General features: G+C 69.4%; 18 protein-coding genes. 8 read left to right on the forward strand and 10 right to left on the reverse strand.

Annotation, left to right across the window (positions count from 1 at the left end):
- Positions 1 to 347: 347 nt before the first annotated feature.
- Positions 348 to 578, reverse strand: coding sequence for a DUF5133 domain-containing protein (locus ACWFQ8_RS25200; RefSeq protein WP_453788541.1), 231 nt, complete (start codon positions 576 to 578; stop codon positions 348 to 350).
- A gap of 413 nt (positions 579 to 991) precedes the next feature.
- On the opposite strand from ACWFQ8_RS25200, the gene ACWFQ8_RS25205 reads away from it, so the two are divergent.
- The gene (locus tag ACWFQ8_RS25205; RefSeq protein WP_453788542.1) at positions 992 to 1,414 is read left to right on the forward strand and encodes a hypothetical protein; all 423 of its coding nucleotides are present in this window, start codon (positions 992 to 994) and stop codon (positions 1,412 to 1,414) included.
- A 17-nt stretch (positions 1,415 to 1,431) separates the two neighbouring features.
- Positions 1,432 to 1,710 (forward strand): hypothetical protein, encoded by a 279-nt coding sequence (locus ACWFQ8_RS25210; protein WP_453788543.1) that lies wholly within the window; start codon positions 1,432 to 1,434, stop codon positions 1,708 to 1,710.
- A 385-nt stretch (positions 1,711 to 2,095) separates the two neighbouring features.
- Here the strand turns inward: ACWFQ8_RS25210 and ACWFQ8_RS25215 are convergent, their stop codons facing one another.
- Positions 2,096 to 2,674 carry an arsenate reductase/protein-tyrosine-phosphatase family protein gene (locus tag ACWFQ8_RS25215; protein ID WP_453788544.1) on the reverse strand — a complete coding sequence of 193 codons (579 nt, stop codon included), beginning with the start codon at positions 2,672 to 2,674 and terminating at the stop codon, positions 2,096 to 2,098.
- Complete coding sequence (locus ACWFQ8_RS25220) at positions 2,671 to 4,122, reverse strand: polysaccharide biosynthesis tyrosine autokinase (protein ID WP_453788545.1); 1,452 nt, start codon at positions 4,120 to 4,122, stop codon at positions 2,671 to 2,673. Before ACWFQ8_RS25220 ends, ACWFQ8_RS25215 begins: the two co-directional genes overlap by 4 nt.
- A 335-nt stretch (positions 4,123 to 4,457) precedes the next feature.
- Between ACWFQ8_RS25220 and ACWFQ8_RS25225 the strand changes: the two genes are divergently transcribed.
- From ACWFQ8_RS25225 to ACWFQ8_RS25245, 5 genes are all read left to right on the forward strand, one after another.
- Positions 4,458 to 5,063: a hypothetical protein gene (locus ACWFQ8_RS25225; RefSeq protein WP_453788546.1), complete on the forward strand. Its 606-nt coding sequence runs from the start codon at positions 4,458 to 4,460 to the stop codon at positions 5,061 to 5,063.
- 652 nt (positions 5,064 to 5,715) lie between these two features.
- A complete protein-coding gene (locus tag ACWFQ8_RS25230; protein ID WP_453788547.1) occupies positions 5,716 to 6,786 on the forward strand; it encodes a glycosyltransferase family 4 protein in 1,071 nt (356 codons plus the stop codon).
- 45 nt (positions 6,787 to 6,831) lie between these two features.
- Positions 6,832 to 7,689 carry an FkbM family methyltransferase gene (locus tag ACWFQ8_RS25235; protein WP_453788548.1) on the forward strand — a complete coding sequence of 286 codons (858 nt, stop codon included), beginning with the start codon at positions 6,832 to 6,834 and terminating at the stop codon, positions 7,687 to 7,689.
- A gap of 186 nt (positions 7,690 to 7,875) precedes the next feature.
- Positions 7,876 to 8,877 carry an NAD-dependent epimerase/dehydratase family protein gene (locus ACWFQ8_RS25240; RefSeq protein ID WP_453788549.1) on the forward strand — a complete coding sequence of 334 codons (1,002 nt, stop codon included), beginning with the start codon at positions 7,876 to 7,878 and terminating at the stop codon, positions 8,875 to 8,877.
- Positions 8,874 to 9,650 carry an FkbM family methyltransferase gene (locus tag ACWFQ8_RS25245; RefSeq protein WP_453788550.1) on the forward strand — a complete coding sequence of 259 codons (777 nt, stop codon included), beginning with the start codon at positions 8,874 to 8,876 and terminating at the stop codon, positions 9,648 to 9,650. Before ACWFQ8_RS25240 ends, ACWFQ8_RS25245 begins: the two co-directional genes overlap by 4 nt.
- Before the next feature lie 44 nt (positions 9,651 to 9,694).
- Here the strand turns inward: ACWFQ8_RS25245 and ACWFQ8_RS25250 are convergent, their stop codons facing one another.
- Both ACWFQ8_RS25250 and ACWFQ8_RS25255 read right to left on the reverse strand, forming a co-directional pair.
- Entirely contained in the window at positions 9,695 to 10,897 is a 1,203-nt protein-coding gene (locus ACWFQ8_RS25250) for a glycosyltransferase family 4 protein (protein WP_453788551.1), read from the reverse strand.
- The gene (locus ACWFQ8_RS25255; RefSeq protein ID WP_453788552.1) at positions 10,898 to 11,674 is read right to left on the reverse strand and encodes a class I SAM-dependent methyltransferase; all 777 of its coding nucleotides are present in this window, start codon (positions 11,672 to 11,674) and stop codon (positions 10,898 to 10,900) included.
- 729 nt (positions 11,675 to 12,403) lie between these two features.
- Between ACWFQ8_RS25255 and ACWFQ8_RS25260 the strand changes: the two genes are divergently transcribed.
- On the forward strand, positions 12,404 to 12,871 hold the full coding sequence (locus ACWFQ8_RS25260; protein ID WP_453788553.1) for an acyltransferase: 468 nt from the start codon (positions 12,404 to 12,406) through the stop codon (positions 12,869 to 12,871).
- On the opposite strand, the gene ACWFQ8_RS25265 is transcribed toward ACWFQ8_RS25260, so the two are convergent.
- The 5 genes from ACWFQ8_RS25265 to ACWFQ8_RS25285 form a co-directional block, all read right to left on the reverse strand.
- Positions 12,849 to 14,012, reverse strand: a complete 1,164-nt coding sequence (locus tag ACWFQ8_RS25265; protein ID WP_453788554.1) for a glycosyltransferase — start codon at positions 14,010 to 14,012, stop codon at positions 12,849 to 12,851. The genes ACWFQ8_RS25260 and ACWFQ8_RS25265 overlap by 23 nt on opposite strands.
- Positions 14,012 to 14,710: a WbqC family protein gene (locus tag ACWFQ8_RS25270; protein WP_453788555.1), complete on the reverse strand. Its 699-nt coding sequence runs from the start codon at positions 14,708 to 14,710 to the stop codon at positions 14,012 to 14,014. Before ACWFQ8_RS25270 ends, ACWFQ8_RS25265 begins: the two co-directional genes overlap by 1 nt.
- Positions 14,707 to 15,402, reverse strand: a complete 696-nt coding sequence (locus tag ACWFQ8_RS25275) for a PIG-L deacetylase family protein (protein WP_389122986.1) — start codon at positions 15,400 to 15,402, stop codon at positions 14,707 to 14,709. The genes ACWFQ8_RS25270 and ACWFQ8_RS25275 overlap by 4 nt, the downstream gene beginning before the upstream one ends.
- Positions 15,399 to 15,818 carry an N-acetyltransferase family protein gene (locus ACWFQ8_RS25280; RefSeq protein ID WP_453788556.1) on the reverse strand — a complete coding sequence of 140 codons (420 nt, stop codon included), beginning with the start codon at positions 15,816 to 15,818 and terminating at the stop codon, positions 15,399 to 15,401. The genes ACWFQ8_RS25275 and ACWFQ8_RS25280 overlap by 4 nt, the downstream gene beginning before the upstream one ends.
- Before the next feature lie 236 nt (positions 15,819 to 16,054).
- Positions 16,055 to 17,353, reverse strand: coding sequence for a hypothetical protein (locus ACWFQ8_RS25285; protein ID WP_453788557.1), 1,299 nt, complete (start codon positions 17,351 to 17,353; stop codon positions 16,055 to 16,057).
- Between the last annotated feature and the right edge of the window lie 7 nt (positions 17,354 to 17,360).

Genomic DNA, 17,360 nt, shown 5'->3' on the forward strand with positions numbered 1-17,360 from the left:
GCATTCGTCAGTTCATGCCGACGCACCATGACGGCCTCCTGCCCGGAACGGCAACAGATCCACCATCCGGGCAAGAGCCATCAGACACTGCCTAGGCGTTGCCAACCTCGCCCACCCCGGTCGTCAACGTCGAGGCGACCTTCTGCACGCTCCGCCCGGCCGACGAAGGTCGCAGCGTGGCGGACGTCTCGCGCCCGGGCCCCTTCGGCCCGGGCGCGGTGCTGGTGACCGTAGTTGCGGTGGCTGGCGGCCAGTTGGGGCAGTCAACTCGTCCGGGGCGGGTCGCGGAGCTCGGGACGATGGTCGCTGCTCCGCGCGGCCGGATCGGGCGCGCCTCGGCTGCGGGATCAGCCGGAGGAGAGTACGGAGTCGTCCAGGGGCCCCGTGCCGGGCAGGTGGTGGCGGGCGGCGATCAGGGCAGCGTGCACGTCCGCCGTACCGGTGGCCACGCACAGGGCCCGCTCGACGTCCTCGATCTCCTTGCGCACGGGCGAGTCTTCTGCCCCGGCATCGAGTACGGACAGCGCCCAGTAGCGGTCGACGAGGCCGGGGAGCACGGCCGGGTGAGCCATCAACATGGGGTGTTGCCTTTCGCCGGCGGATTGATCAGCTGGCCGTCGCCTACCCGGCCGGAGCGCGGTCAACCCCCTGGTCCGGCACGGCCGACAAGCGGCGGACGCGCGGATCGGGGTAACGCGAACACGTCGACCGAGCCCGCCCCTTGCCGGCCCACTGCCGCCTCCCCGCCCCCGCGCCGCCGCGCCCACCTTCTCCGGCGTGGGCAACGTCGATCGTGAGGACCGGCACCAGCGCCGCGTTCACGGTGCACTGCTGGAATGCGCCCGCTCCACCACCACCACCGCCGCCGCCCGTCGCCCGCCGCGCCTCCGGCTCTCGTTCACCCTGCTGATCAGCGGGGCCCGGCCACGCGGCTCTGCCCGGGCACGCCAAACTCGCCGTCGCCGCCTGCCTGGTCCGCCGGGAACGCGGAGTGCGCGCCGCTCTCGCGGTCGGGGCGACCGTCACCCCCACCCACACCGCTGGAGTTCTGGTCATGGGCCTGATCCTGACCGCGGGCGGCGGATTCGTCGGGGAGCAGCTGCTGGGGTGGCTGGGGGCGATCAGCGGTGCGGTGATCGCGGTGCTGGGGATGGCGCTGGCGGTGACGGCGGTACGGGCCTGCGGACGGGACGGCACCCGGCACACTGGCACCACGGACACAGCCACGGGCACGCGCACAGCGGGACACGAGAACACGCTCACGCGCACGGTCGCCGTCATGACCACCCCCACGGTCATGAACACCGGCACGAGACCGGCCCGACACACGGCCAAGGCCACCACACGCACGAGACCGACTCCCCTGAGGCGAAGAGGCCGCGCCGCACCGGCCTCCCCGCGCTCCTCGGCGTAGGACTCGCGGCCGGTCTCGTGCCCAGCCCGTCGGCCCTCGTCGTCCTGCTGGGCGCCATCGCACTGAGCCGGACATTCTTCGGCGTCCTGCTCGTCGTCGGCTACGGCCTCGGCATGGCCCTCACGCTGACCGCCGCCGGCCTGCTGCTCTCCGGCGGCGGAAGCAGGCTCGCCGCACTTGGCGAACGCCGCCTGCCCTCCCTGCGCCGCTACACCCGCTACGCAACGGTCCTCACCGCTCTCGCCGTCCTCACCGTAGGCCTCAGCCTCGCGTTGCGAAGCCTTCTCACGCTCTGAACCCCCAGCTCGGCCGGCGCGCTGTCCACTGTTCGAGCCGTGGTGACAGCGCGACCGCGCCCCCATCCGGCGCGCGACACACTCTGCCCGCTGGACCGGCCGACCCGCAGCCCACCCGGCCACCACACACCAGCGGGGAGAGCAACGTACAGGTGCTCGCCGGCCGCAAATACCGGGCACGCGTGGCCGGCGCAAGACGTGTGGTCCTGGCGGCGTCACCCTCGCGTTTCAGGGAGGTGCGAAGCTTTCGCAGACCGCGTTGTCCGCACGGCTGGCGCGCGCCCGTCGAGCGGATGACCCCGAGCTCGGAACACAGCTCCGCGAACTGCCACAACGCGTAGGGCGGTCCACGTGATCGGAATGGCAGCCTCCGTGCACCCTCGATTCAGACGCTCGCCCCGCCGCCCAGCAGCCGGGCGAGCGTGCTCACCGCCCCGTCGATCTCGCGGGCGCACTCGTACAGCGCAGGGTGGGGCCTCCCCCACGGGTCTGCGACGTCGTCCTCGGCCGGCGGGACCGGGGCGGCGGCACCCCGACTGCCGGCCGCGGCCGCCACGACCACGTCGAAACCGTCCACGTCCCGCGGGCCTTCCCGGCCCGCTCCCCCACCCCGCACCACTCTCGCGGCGAGACGCACGAACTCCTTCAGGGTGAAGCAGCGCCGCATCGCCGACGGCGCGAGCCGCACGGCCGCCTCCCTGTGCTCGATGGCGAGCCCGAGGACCAGCGCCGCTCCTACGACGAGCTGCGCGGTGAGCGGGCGGGCCGCGAAGCCGGAGCCGTCCCCTCCCCGCTTCTCCAGCACCACCCTGGTGGAGCTCTCCATGCCGGGCCGGGGCCACGCCTGCGTGCCGGCGCTCTCCGGTCGCACGGCCGAGCCGGGCGGTAGCTTCGCGGCCAGCAGCCGCTCGGCAAGCACCGAGCGGTGCACGTTGCCCGTACAGACGAACAGGACACGGGTCATTTTTCGCCCGCGAGATGCCTCGCCGCAGCGGCCTCCCTCCGGCGTTCCGCCCCGCGGGGAGCGGGCAGCTCGCCGTACGACCCGTAGGTGCCGTAGCGGTCGCCCCTGGGAACCGGAGCCATGTTGAAGACGGTGCCGAGCACGCGGACACCCACGCGGTCCAGCGATTGGGCAGCAGTGTGGACCTGTTCCCGGCTGGTCTTGGCGGCGCGGACGACGAGCAGTGCGCCATGGGCGAGCGGAGCGAGTCCGACGGTGTCGGCGACGGGCAGCAGCGGCGCGCTGTCGACGATCACGACCTCGTAGGTGTCCGCCAGGGCGCGCAGCAGCGCTTCCATCCGCCCCGAGGCGAGCAGCACCGTGGGATTCGGTGGTACGGCGCCGCTGGCAAGCACCGAGAGTCCGCCGCCGGCCTGCTGCATCACGTCCTCGATGCGGGCCTGGCCAATGAGCACCGTGGTCAGACCGGCGTCCTGGACGAGACCGAAGGTCGAGGCCACACTCGGACGGCGCAGGTCGCCGTCCACGAGACAGGTGGAGACACCTGCCTCGGCGAGCGAGAGCGCAAGATTCACCGCAGTGCTGGTCTTGCCCTCACCGGGCACCGAACTCGTCACCACGATGATCCGGGGCGGGTCGTCGACCTGTGAGAACTGCAGGTTGGTGCGCAGCTTGCGGAAGGCCTCGACGCGGTTGGATTGCGCATCGGTGCTGACGAGCGGTTGCCCGGGGGCGTTCCTGTCGTACGGGATGGTGCCGAGACCCGGCAGCGCGGTGAATTCGCCCAGCGCCTCGCTCGTCTTGAGCGTGGTGTCGAGGGTCTCGCGCAGGGCGACGAGTCCGGCGCCGAGCAGCAGGCCGCCGAGCACTCCTGCGGCCAGGTTCAGCAACGGGCGGGGCGAGACGGGACCGACGGGGGCGACGGCCTCCTGGGTGACGCCCAGGGAGACGGGCGAGGCACCGTCGCCCGTACGGCTGCTTCGGGACCCCTTCGAGTCGGGCGCGTACTTGGGCGCCTCCAGTCGCTCGACGACCGCGCTGAACCGCTGCGCCACGGCGTTGGCGATGCGCGCCGCACGCTTGGGCTCGGTGTCCCGGACGGTGATGTCGATGAGCACGGTGTTGAGCGGGGCGACGGCGGTGATCCGGGACGCCAATTCTTCCGGGGTGGTGCGCAGCCGCAGCTCCTTCACCACGGGCCGGGTCACCTGACGGGTGGTCACGATCGCGGCGTACGACTGCACGCGCGCCTGCGAGAAACTCTGCCCCTGGTTCAGTTGACTGGTGTCATCGCTGGTGCGGGTGGCGACGAAGAGCTGGGTCCTCGCCTCGTAGACGGGTGTGCTCAAGCTCGTCGCGGCGAGCGCCGCCCCGATCGCGAGAAGCAGACAGACCACGACGGTCGGCCAGCGCCGGGCAAGAGCCTTCAGGAATCCGTGGAGATCCAAGCTGCACCCCTCATGGGACCGAGGGAACCACCCAGTATGGAATGTTCTGTTCCCTATGTATGCAGCCGACGATAGGGACTCGCGCCTTTCAACCGGGGGAGACACCCCCATGTCGGCCAGTCGAACGACCCTGGGGTCACTCGCCATCCGGCTGCCCGGTCGGGGTGGCAGCGTGGGCCATCCGGGAGCGGGCACTGCACCATCCGGTGACTTCTGGGCAACACGCCGCCAGCCAACGCCCTAATGTCCCTTTTTCTCATATATCCACGTATCTGGATCTTGATGACGGCCGACACTGCAGCCTGACCCAGATCGAAGTCGAGGAGAGCGAGAAAATGACGAATTCACTCAGATGGCGGGTTTGTCTGACATCGGCAGCATCGGCCGTTGCGCTCGTCGCCGCACCGCTGGTGGGGGCGCAGACCGCCCACGCGCAGTACCCACCGCAACCCCCGTGCCTCAACCTGGGCGCCAGCACGGTACCGGCCGGAGGCACCGTGGACTTCCGGGCTACGGGGTTCACCCCCCGGCAGCTCGTCACGGCACTGCTGGCATCGGACCCGATCATCCTCGGCCGGTACCGGGCCGACGCCGACGGGACGGCGTTTGCGACCGCGACCATCCCGAAGAGTGTCCGCGCCGGCTGGCACACCTTCAAGGTCACCGCGCACAATCCCGACCGCACCTGCTCCGCTCGCATCAAGGTGCGGGCCGCGGTCGGTCGGCCAGATCACGACGGACACGACGGACACGAACACGACGGGGATAGCGGACAGGGACCCGGCGGAGACGACGGACGGAACGGACACAACGAACCGGGGCGCCCGGACCTCGCGGACACCGGCAGTGAGAAGGCTCTGGCAGCGAGCGGCATCGCAGCCGGCCTGATTGCGCTCGGCGGGGGCACGATGCTGACCGTGCGCCGTCGCCGCAGTGCATGACGGAGCACGACATCAGCACGGCGGTACCACGGCGTCTCGGCCCCGGCCGAAACGCCTTCCGCATGCGCAGGCCCGGCCGCTCCCGCGAGGGGGCACCGGGCCTCCGTCGTGTGCTCAATGCACGGGCTGCCCCCGGTGCACCTGGCTGTCGGCCGCCGACCGGGCCCGGAGCGGGCTCGTGCGGCAGATCGACCGCCTGACCGTCGGAGACGACCGACGCCTCCCCGGCGGCCCGCCATCGAACGCGAAACCAAGAAGCTCGCGGAGCTGCGTCGTCCTGTACCCGGACGACGGCTGGGGCGCGTGCCTCCGGCGGGCCCGGCACCGGCGACCGGATCGTGCCCATCGACCCCGCCCGGAGCGGTGACGGCGAGCATGGTGACCCCGCCCCCGCTCCTGTGCGTCCCTGGTACGCGACCCTGCGCCGCGTGGCCCCTCGCTGGTCCTTTCCGGTGAGGATCGGCGAGGCGGACGTCAGGCAGCACGCTGTGCCGCGATCCTTCGGTGATATTCGATGCGCGCCAGGTCGCGGGCAGCCGTCAGCAGTGACGACGGCAACGGTGGTCACGTGACGAGCCGACACGCGAGGTGGAGTAACACGACGATGCACATCGTGCGGGTGAGCTACCGGGTCCCCCCAATGCCTGGGGGAATGGAACGCCATGTCGAACATCTGACATGTCATCAGATCAGTGCCGGAAACCGGGTGACGATGTCGTTCCGGCACGGAGCGACGGTACCGGTCGGAGCCACGCGACTGCCGCTGCGAAGGATCCCCCGGTCCCGGATGCTCGGGCCGGTGTCCGACCGGCTCGCTTTCGCGGCGGAAGCCGCTGCGGCGATCAAGGACCTCTGCGCCGCTCGACGCAACGTGGACCTGGTGCATCTCCACGGCGACCACATCGAGGCCGCCGCGCTGGGTCCCGTGTGCCGACGCCTGGGAATCCCGCTCTTCCTGACGGTGCATGCGGCACTCACCGACCGGCATCAGTGGCTCGCACGGCACGCTTTCCGGCAGGTGAGGGCCTTCATCGCCCTGGGGTCGGCGACCGCTGCCGACCTCGCGGCGCGTGGCGTGGACCGGGAACGCATCCTCACCATGTCCAGCGGCCTGGAGTTGTCCGCCATGCCGTCCCCCAGCGATGCTGTGGCTCGTGAGCCCGGCCTGATCGTCAGCGTCGGCGCGCTGAACCCGATGAAGAACCACCATCTGCTCATCGAGGCGTTCCACGAACTGGCACGCAGTCGGCCGGGCATGCGTCTGGTGATCGCAGGAGAAGGCCCGGAGCGGGACCGCCTCGACCGGCTCGCAGCGGCGGGTCCGGGAGTCGAACTGGTCGGTCCGCTGCACCGGCGGAAGGTCTACGACCTGGTCCGGCGAGCCGAAGTGTTCGTCCTTGCGTCACGCAGACTCTCCGGAAAGGGCGAAGGCGTGCCCACGGCGGCGCTGGAGGCGCTCGCGCTGGGCACACCCGTCGTGGTGTCCTCGGACGCCTCGCTCGATCCGGTGGTCACCGACCGCGAGGCCTATCGGGTCTTCCCATCAGGCTCGAAGGCGGACCTGGTGCATGTATTGAGAACCGTGCTAGACGACGAACCGGGCCGCAACCGGATGAGTGAGCTCGGGGTACGTGCGGCCGCGGAGCTGGACTGGTCCCGGGTCGCACAGCGCGTCGAGAAGTGGTACCGAACGGCGCCGGGACAGCCGCACTCCTTCGCTTGACGGGCGCTGAAAGGGAGCGAACGAATGCCGACCACAATTCATGGCATGGCCAAGATGGTCTGGGAACATCCCGCCAACCGTGGGCGGCGGGCTCAGGCCTTCGCCTCCATGGCGGGATGGCAAGCCTGGAAGAGGGTGATCGGGCGGCCACGCGACTTGTCCGTATACGACGGTATGTCGTTCCGCGCCTATCCCGACAGCACGCAGCCGGGTCGTTTCGTCTATTTCGGCGGGCTTCCGGATTACGAAGAAATGACTTTCATGAAGCGGTATCTCCGGCCTGGAGACGGGTTTATCGACGGCGGCGCCAACGAAGGAATGTTCACCTTGCTCGCCGCCCAGCTCGTGGGGCCGAGCGGAGCCGTACACGCCTTCGAGGCCGTGCCCGCGTTTGCGAAACGGCTGCAGGACAACGTCGACGTGAATTCCCTGCGTTGTGTGACGGTCCATGAAATGGCGATCGGGGCCGAGCAGGGCACCGTGTCGTTCGTTGTGCGGGGCTCTGGTTCACGCATCCGGACCGAGGCCGACAGCGACAGCGCCGTGCAGGTGAGGCTCGGCCGGCTCGACGACACCCTGCCCGAACGCTCCTTCGCGATGGGCAAGCTCGACGTCGAAGGCACGGAACACCTGGCCCTCCGTGGTGCAGACCGACTCATCGCCCGGGGCGAACCGGCGGTGTGGATGCTCGAACTCGTCGACAAGTTCCTCCACCGCTTCGGCTCCACGGCCCGTGAGGTCCGTCGGTGGCTCGGTGACCACGATTACGACATGGTGCTCTACGACCCGGACCGCAACCGGCTCGTCCCCGCGCCGGATCAGCTCTCCGGGGGGCCCGATGTACTGGCTGTGTGCCGCCGCCGACGGCCGGAGGTGGAAGCGCGGCTCGCCGCTGCGGTCTGACGCGGAAATATAAGAACCGAATCCGGCATTCACTTCACACCACCCTGCCGAACATCACGAAAATTCCCGAGAATGTCTGAACCGAAAATGGCGCCCAGGGCAGTACAAATGGGGTGTCTAATTCACTGGTGACGGCCCGCAACTGCCCGGCGCAGTGCGAGTTGCGCCGACGGAAGGGAATCCGTGATGAGTTCGGCTCATTGCATCGAACGCGCTGTTGTGACCGGGGCGGCCGGCTTCATCGGCTCCCATGTCGTAGAGGCCCTGCTGCGACGCGGGGTCACCGTTCTCGGCGTCGACCGGCGCTCGCCCCGTGACAACGCCCTGGCGGCGGAGAACCTCGAGGGCGTCATGGGACATCCAGGTTTCCGCCTGGTCCAGGGCGACCTCGTGACAGGCGAGCTCAAGCCCTGGGTCCACGCCGCGGACGCCGTGTTTCACCTCGCGGCCATTCCGGGCGTCCGGCCGTCGTGGGGGGACGGCTTCGGCGAGTACCTCGCGTGCAACGTACTGGCGACGCAGCGGTTGATGGAAGCATGCCAGTCCTCAGGTGTCCGCCGCCTCGTCCTCGCCTCGTCATCCAGCGTCTACGGGGACGCCGTCGGCAGGGGCCCCCTGCGCGAGGAGGACGCCACCGCTCCTCTGTCACCGTACGGAGTGACCAAGCTCGCGGCCGAACGTCTTGCTCTCGCCTACGCCCTCGCCCCGGCAAGCCCCACGAGCGTGGTTGCGCTGCGCTATTTCACGGTGTACGGCCCCCGCCAGCGGCCGGACATGGCTATCGGCCGGATGTTGCGCGGAATCCTCACGGGAGAGCCGCTGCAGCTTTACGGGGACGGCCACCAGCGCCGGGACTTCACCTTCGTCACGGACGCCGCGGCAGCCACGGTCGCTGCAGCGACGGCAGATGCGACTGCGGAGACGGTCAACGTGGGCGGAGGCGACAGCGTTTCGGTGCTCGATGTGCTGAGGAGGATCGCCGACATCACCGGGGCGGAGGTTCCGGTGCGCGACGACACCCACCAGCCGGGCGATGTGCAGGTGACCGAAGCGGATCTCACGAAGGCGCGTGAGCTGCTCGGTTACGTTCCCTCGATCACGTTGACCGAGGGGATCGAGCGCCAGTGGAAATGGCTGTCCACCCGTTCCCGTGGCCCCCTCCACGACGCTGCTGCCGTGACGGCGTGACAGGGAGAGCGGTGGGCGGCATGCGCGTCTTCCTTGATGTCGGCGGACACTACGGCGAATCCCTCGACGTCGCCCTCGACCCCCGCTGGGGCTTCGAGAAGATCTACTCGTTCGAGCCGGCGGAACCCTGCCGGCGCATTCTCCGGGGGTTCCGCGACTCCCGGGTGCACATCGTGCCGGCCGGCCTGTCCAGCAGGACGGGGCAGGCTACCTTGTTCGGGGCGGGTCTGCTCGGAGCGAGTGTGTATGCCGACAAGAACGAGTTGGGCGACGGGCGCGTCCGGGCGGAGACCATCTCCCTGCTGCGCGCCACGGACTGGCTGCGGGCGAACACGTCGGACGACGACGAGATCTACCTCAAGCTCAACTGCGAAGGCAGTGAGTGCGACGTACTCGAGGACCTCCTGGACAGCGGCGTGATCAGCCGGCTGCGGAGCATCTACGTCGACTTCGACGTCCGTAAGATCCCCAGCCAGGCCCATCGGCACGCAATCGTGGAGGACAGACTGCGACACCACAGCCAGAGGTTCGTCACACCCGATTCCCTGAAGAGTCACGGAGGCGGCGCCGCGGTGCGGGAGTGGCTCGTCCTGGTGGGCCCGCACTCGCCCGCTGCGGCGAGCACGGTGCGCTACCGTCTCGGACTCCACCGCCCGCCCTACATCTGGGCCACGCACGCCGCGCGAGCCGCGCTGCCGCGACCCGTCTACGCGTTCGCAGCGCGCCGCTTCGGCGCCCAGGCCCGGCAACGCACCGGGGCCGACCGCGGCTGATCCGGCCGGGGGGCGCCGCCACGCATGCGGCCGGCGGCGCACCCTCAGAGCAGTGCGTGGAGCATCGCGGCCACGCGCTCGGGGGAGAATTCACTCTGCGCCCGGTGCCGCAACCGCAGCCCCAGCTCGCAGCGCTCGGAGTACGACATGATCATCACAGACCGGACATGAGTGGCCAGTGCATCCAGGTCGCCGACGGGCGCCACAAGCGGATAGGCGGCTCCCACCACGTCGGCGGACCCGCCTGCGTCAGTCGTCACCACAGGTGTGGCGCAGGCCATCGCCTCCAGCAGAACCCGCGGGAAGCCTTCCTCATAACTGGGCATGAGAACGCAGTCCGCCGCCGCGTACAGCTCGGGCAGGTCGCGGTTGGGGACCGCGCCCAGCAGCACCATCCGCCCGCCCAGCTCGGGGTCGGCCGCCTCACGTGTCAGAAGGGGCCGGTCCGGACCGTCTCCGGCGATGACAAGCCGGACTCGCGCACCGGAGCCGGGGCCTTCGGCGGCATGGCCGACCGCCTTGAGCAGCGGCGTGAGAAGGCGGGTCCCTCTCCGGAACGACAGTCGGTGGACGAAGAGCAGCACGAATTCGTCCTCGGCCCAACCGAACCTCGCTCGCACCTCGTTGCGTTCCTCTGAGGGCAGAGGAACGAACCGCTCGGCATCGACATCGTTGTAGAGCAGCCGCATCCTGTGCTGCGGCACGCCCCACAGCCCGGCCATGAGAGGGACCATGGTCTCGGGGCCGGTCACCAGGCAATGCACCCATCGCGCCGTCAACTGGTTGACGGCACGCTGGACCCTTTCCCGCACCGTCGTGCGCTGCCCCGGTTCCCGCAGATTGGCGAGGCCACTGCGCCACAGCAGGATGCGGTGGCGGTACACCGGGTAGGTCAGGATCAGGACGATCACGAAGAGGGTGGAGTAGCGCAGGAAGTAGGTCCGGTAGCCGGCTCGGGACAGGCGGTGGACCGTGAGCGCGGTGCCCAGCATCCGGCCGATCCGGTTTCGGCCGGGTACGCGCATCAGGAGACGGACCCCGGCGAGTTGTGCCGGAGGACTGCCGCGCTCCACAGCGGCCGCGACGTCGACACGCTGTCCCAGAGCCGCCAGCAACGCCGGGATGTGCGCGAAGTGTTCGGACTCGTCTTCAGACAGGTGGGGCACCACATAGACGAGCCGCGGGCGCGAACCGGGCTGGGCGGAGTCCGGTTCGCTGTGTGTCCTGCCCTGCATCACGTCGGCCATCTATCGCACCTGCTGCGAGAGTTGTGCAGCGCGCCGTTGCGGAACGCCCGGCAACCGCACCGCGCCCGTGATCTTTCTGGAGTCGAAGAGGAAGACCGGGCGTTGACGGCGGCGCCCGCAGAAGTCCAGGAAGGCCCTGCTGCAGTTGACGTCGTCGCTGGCGAAGACGCCGCTCTGGGTCATCCTGGGCCAGGCCTGCCCGTACTCGAACATCTGCGGAAGATACAGATGGTCGCTGTCGTGGAAGAACAAATCGATGGACCCCACGCGCTCCAGCGCCCGGCTGAAGCCTGCCGCGGGGTCCTTCGGGTCGAGGATCTCCAGCTGCCACTGCGGGTGTTCGCCGACCAGCCGACCTGCGGTGTGGTTGACGTCGAAGCTGTGCAGCACCCCGGAGCCATTGCGTTCGAGTGCGGCGAGGATCAACCACGAGGATCGGCCGTCGGCCACACCGGTCTCCACCACTGACTGAGGCTTGAGCAGCCGGCTCAGTCCGTACAGCACCGCGCTGGTCTCCGCCTCCACCCCGTGAGTCCGGGGGTAGCAGAGCGCTGTGTCGGCGTAGCGGGCGGTCAGTTCTTCGGTAACCTCCTGGTGCTCGCACAAGACGCGCTCGATCACTGGTGCTTCCCAGCCCAGTTCCCGCAGAAATTCCGCTGCCGATGTGGTCAGCTTCCCTCCGGAGCGGGTGAAGTCCATGACGCTCGGCGCCGTGTACCGCCGGATGCCGGCTCCGAGGGTACGCATGGCGACGTACCCGCCCAGCACTGACGCCACAGGCCTCATTCCAGAGTGCCTGACCCAACGGCGAACGGTCGATACTCGGCTCACGGCGGCGCCCTCCTCGGTGTTACCTGGTGTCTGCGCCACACAACGTATCGGGTCATATCGGGTTTATCCCCAACAACACGGGAGGTTGGAGTCAGTGGGCGCTGACGTCCCCGAAAAGTGCGGCCAGCATGCCGATGTCGGGGTCGAAGCCATGGGTCGCCAGGACGCGGTCGCGTACCGAGGCCAGTTGAGCTGCGCCGCGAACAGCAGGTCGAAGCCTTCGAGGGGCGAGCCGACCGGGCGTCAGAATCTCGGAAGGCCGCCCTCTTCAGCGCGCCACGCGGCGGCACGCATTGCCCCTTCCCAGCATGTCTGAACCGGATATATCGCATCGAGAGTTGAGAATGGGGCTGCTACTCCGGCCGCGCCCCGACCGGTGGCGGCATGAGAGCAGGAGCGCGACCGACATGCCTGTCTTCACCGCCGTACGTGGTCGGCCTCCGTTGCCCGAATGGCGTTGCCGGGGTCCGTCTACGAGCGGGCCGCACGATGTGTAGGCGTCCAAGCGCGCAGGCGCGCCCGGACATACAGCACCTGAGACCACCAAGGGAAGCAGCAGGCCATGGCGATTCACAAGGGGCTGGTGCCGTGAGGTGGCTACGGGCCTGCGCCAACGTTCCCCCTCGGCTGCGCGGCGCACGCATCGGAACCGGGTCGTACCTCTCTCCGCGCGCAGTGATCCAGGAGCATGCCCGCATCGCCATCGGGCAGCGGACCCTGGTCGGCCGCCACGTGGAGCTGGTCCCACAGGGCGGTTCCATCACGATCGGCAGCGATTGCTCACTGAACAACCACGTCGTCCTCTACGGCGCCGGCGGGATCACCGTGCAGGACGGGTGCCGCATCGCGACCGGCGTCGTCATCGTCGCCTTCAACCACGGGGTCGACGACCTCTCCCTCCCCATCCGCTGCCAGCCGATCACGGCGCGAGGTGTCGTCGTCGAGAACGACGTGTGGATCGGGGCGCACTCGATCCTGCTGGACGGGGTGACCGTCGGGTCGGGCAGCGTGATCGGAGCGGGGTCGGTCGTCACACGCGACGTCCCCGAGTACGCCGTGGTCGCCGGCAACCCCGCGCGCGTGCTGCGTCGCCGCGGCCTCTCGCAGCGGACGGCGATCGCTACGCCGGAGCCCGGGCCGTGACCCGGCGATAGAGGAGGCCGAGTTCCTCGATGTTGGCGGAGAAGGCGTGGACCGCGAGGACCTTTCGGCGTACGGCGGCCAGGTCCTCGGGCCGGGGCGGGGAGGCCGCCACCTGACGCAGCCCCTCGGCGAGTGCCGCGGCGCCGGGCTGAACCAGCACGATGCCGGGCCAGCCGGACACGGCAGCCGGAATGCCCCCGACACGGGTCGCCACGACGGGGACGGCCGCAGACGCCGCTTCCAGCAATGTTCTCGGCAGCCCTTCATCCCTCGACGAGACGACGAAGACGTCGGCACGCGCGTACTCCTCCCGCACGTCGTCGATGCCGCGCGCTCCGAGGAACGTGACCTTGTCGGCCAGGCCGAGTCGTTCGGCAAGGGCCACGAGCCTCGCCTTCTCGGGCCCGTCACCGACGATGCGCAGCCGGGCCGTCGGAACCGTCTCGAGCAGCGTGGCCAGCGCCGTCAGGAGGATGTCGTATCCCTTGGACGGCACGAGCCGGCCAACCGCGAGGAGGGACAGGCCGGGTCCGGCCGGCGGCGGGACAGTGCGGACCGGCAGATCCTCCCAGACCGGCTGGAGCCGCGGCGGCACAAGAGCGGACGGGATGCCGCGCCGCGAGAACGCGTCGGCCATCGACTGTGCCACCACTCTCCGCTCGGTGGCTCGTCGGGCGAACGCGACGACGGACCGTTCGAGTACGGCTTTCCGCCATCGGCCGAGTGAGGCGATCGGCAGGCCGAGATAGTCGCCGTGGACGTCCATGAGCCAGGGACGCCTGACGACCAGCGACACGGTCCAGGCCGCCAGCCAGCCCCACGGCTCCGCCCCGTTGAGGACGACGATCTCGCCCCTGCGGGCTGCCGCACGCGCGAGGCGCACCCCGAGACGGACTGATCCGGCCACCCAGAGCAGGGACTGCGGCCCGGGGCGGCGGGGGTGCCGTACCACGTGCATCGAGCCGCGGTCGCACTCCAGGTGCGGGCCCGCCCAGATGCACCAGGCGCGACCGAGCCGGTCGGCCAGCGCGTTCCACGAGCGGAAGTCGGCGGAGTCCTCGACGTCGCGCTGCCGGTGGCCCGAGATGGTCACGACGGTGATGCGCTGCCGTTCCATGGGGGCGGTGGAGTGGGTGGTCATCACACGTCCTGTAGCCGGTAGCGGGTCAGCAGTGGCGCCAGCTCGGCCGGAGGGAGCCGCGACCAGGCGTCGACGGCCGACAGACGCGGTACGAAGGGATCGCAGCCCTGGGCGTACGTCGGGTGGTCGAAGTCGAAGAAGCGCACGGTGATCCCGTGCTCGGCGAAGGCGTCAAGGTCCAGGTAGTCGCGCCCCGAGGGCCCGGCGAGGTACTCGTCGGCGCCTACCGCCCGGCACAGATTGAGGATCAGTTCGGACTTGGTCCCGGTGGCGTCGAGCTCGGAAGAACGAGCCGTCGGCACCTTGACGTCGAACTGTGACAGCATCCAGTCCGCGAGATCGAGGTTGAGGTCGGCCAGGGAGCCGCCGGGCGGTACCGCATCGATCACCGACAGCAGGTCGCCGGTACGGTCCACGCCCCGGGTCCCGGACACCGCCTGGATCAGGCGTCCGCGGTAGCGCCGCCGCCAGGACGGCATCTCGCAGATCCGCACATCGCAGATCCGCGTGCCGAACGGGGCGGTCACCGGAACGGTCAACCAGGTGGGCCGGCCGTCCAGCAGGACCCGGTTGCGGTTCTGGAAGTAGTTCTTCCGGTACGGCACGGCGTCGAGAACGATCCACAGGTCCGACGCGGCGACCTTGGCCAGGAGGCCGAGCCACGGCATGTGCTCGGGCTGGTGGATGGTGACCCTCATGCAAGCACGCCTTCCAGGCGGGACACCTCGAACGCCTCGCCGTACCGGGCACGCATCTCGTAACCGCGGTATCGGGAACGGGCCTCGACGCCTTCGATCCACTGCTCCCCGTACTTGGTGTATTCGGACTTGTGCTGACGCAGGGCCTGCAGCTTCTTCTCGATGGTGTCGTCGATGTTGATGTAGAGCTGCGGGCGGAAACCGACGTAGCTGCGCCCCGACGGGGTGATGGGCTCGTACATGACGACGGAGTTGTAGTACCGGCTCGCCGCGATGGTGGCGAGCGCGGTGTTGGCATGGGATCGATGGGTGTCGAACGGCCAGTGTGTGAAGACCATCGTCGGGCGGAAGTCGTCGACGACCTTGTTGATCGACTCCACGACGGTCGAGTGGTTCTCCACGTCCTTGGCGGGGAACGACAGAACGTCGATCTCCTTGACCCCGAGAGTGGCGGCGGCTTCCCGGCCCTCTGTGACCGCCACGTCGGCGGCGCGGAAGTGGCTCCCGTCGTAGCTGGTGTAGTCCGACGGGCTCATCACCAGGAAACGCACCCGTGCTCCTGCCTCCACGAGACGAGCGGCGGTCCCTCCGGCCGCCAGCTCGATGTCGTCGAGGTGAGCCCCCACGAACAGGCTGCGCTCAAACATCGGGTTGCTGCAGAACATCACGTCGTCCTCTCGGGAAACAGTCACCGATGGAGTGGGGTGCCGGCCGCCAGGGACAACTTGCCTTCCGGCGTGGTGCCGGTGACGCGGAAGCCCGCACGTGCGTACAGGTCAAGTGCCGGCTGGTTGCGGGGGTCGCAGATGAGAGTGACGATGCCGGGCGTTCGCGCCAGGAGGAGGGCGAGCAGCCGAGAGGCGATACCGGTGCCCTGGTGACGAGGGTCGGTGGCCACGCGGTGAATGTGCGCGCCCTCGGGACGCCGGGAGGCGATCACGAATCCGACCGGCTTCCCGCCCACGGTCGCGACGAGGCTCAGCCGGCGCTTTCCGGGAAGGTGTCGGGCGAAGTTCTCGGCCTGCCACGGCTCATCGTCGTAGTGGCTGCTCGCTTCGTGCACACGCTGCTCCAACTCGGCGAGCGGGCCGAGCAGTTCGTCCGTCATGTCACCGAGGCGATGCAGTTCCTGCGTGGGCCGCCGGACGGCAACCCGCCGATCTGTGCTGTGCATCCGGGCCCCCGAGATCGCGACGTCTGCCTCAGCGTCGCACAGCGAAGCCGGACGGCTACGCCGACGGGCCGCCAGGGAAAGCCGCTGCACCCCAACGGCGTATGCGCAGCTCCGCGGCCTACCCCTGGACGCCTGCGGAGCACACAAGAGCGGGTTGCCTCTGGCTGTTTCTACGTGTCCGACGTCTCCAGGGCGGGCCTTGAGCGATTCGCCGCCACAGGTCGCACCACTGGTACCGGTGCCGCTGGGTCGGTGACCGCCTGGGGCGGCGCGACGCCGCCCGAGGGAGCACTCGGTGACGCCCGACCGGCGCAGGCCGCCACCACCAGGCCAAGGATCCCCCAGCCCACGCCCGGAAAGGCGCCTGTGGTGTTGAACCACACCGCTACCACGACAAGTACCGCGCGGGTAAGCCGGTCGGAGGTGAGCCATGCGCGCCACAGTACGAGGAGGAACAGGCCCACCCCGACCCCGCCGAGAAAGACGGCCATGTCCAGATACACGTTGTGCAGACCGAGGAGGTAGGTGTGCCGGTAGGCGCTCACCAGCGCCTCGCTGTCCACACTCGACCAGCCCCCGCCGATCAGCGGGTTGGTCGATGCCATGGCGGACCAGAAGGACTGGGCCTGAGTGGTGTGCACATAGAGGGTCACGTCCAGGTCGGGACGGATCTTCGGAATCGCCAGACAGGCAACCGTCGCCGCACAGGCAAGCGTGAGCGGGTGGAGCAAGCCCCTTTCCCCGCTCCGCGCCTGCTGGCGCCGGCCCAGGCTGAGCACGGCCACTCCTGCAAGTGCGGCCAACGACGCGGTGATCCCGCGGGTTCCGACCAGCCCCCACAGACCGCTCAGAACGAACAGGGCTCTGAGCGGCTTGTTGGTGGTCGCGACGCCGAGGACCACCAGTACCGCAGCGACCAGAGCTACGTCGTTGGGGCCGCCGGGCAGGCCTGACCAGCGGATCCGTGTATCCCCGAAGAGGGGGACCGTCGCCAGCACGCCTAGCAGTGCCCAGCGCGCGGTGCGCCACAGGTCGAACCCGCGGGGCAGGAGCAGTCCTACGGCCGCGCAGACCATGACGGGCTCGATGATGCGCAGGAAGGTCATCGTGCTCTCGGCGTGCCCGCCCAGGACGTCGCGTACCAGCCCGTAGAGCACGAACGCACCGACCGCGCCGAGGACGGGCCTGCTAGAGCGATCACGGATGCGCAGCAGCCCGGCCAGGCTGAACAACACGAGGAGTGCATCGCCGAGATAGACGTCGGCTCCCCCCACCACGCCGAGGTGCGGCCACGCCGTCGGGCTGATCACCACGACGACGGCGGTCATGAGGAGAATCAGCCAGGGCGGGGCGATGGCCATGAACAGCACCGCTGCGGAGGGCAACAGAATGCTGAGCGCGAGTTCGGTCCGCCCGGCCCAGACCAGAAGGGCGAAGAGCACCGGGACGATGGTGCCGACCACGTTCAAACCGGTC

The sequence above is a fragment of the Streptomyces sp. NPDC055254 genome (assembly GCF_053606025.1).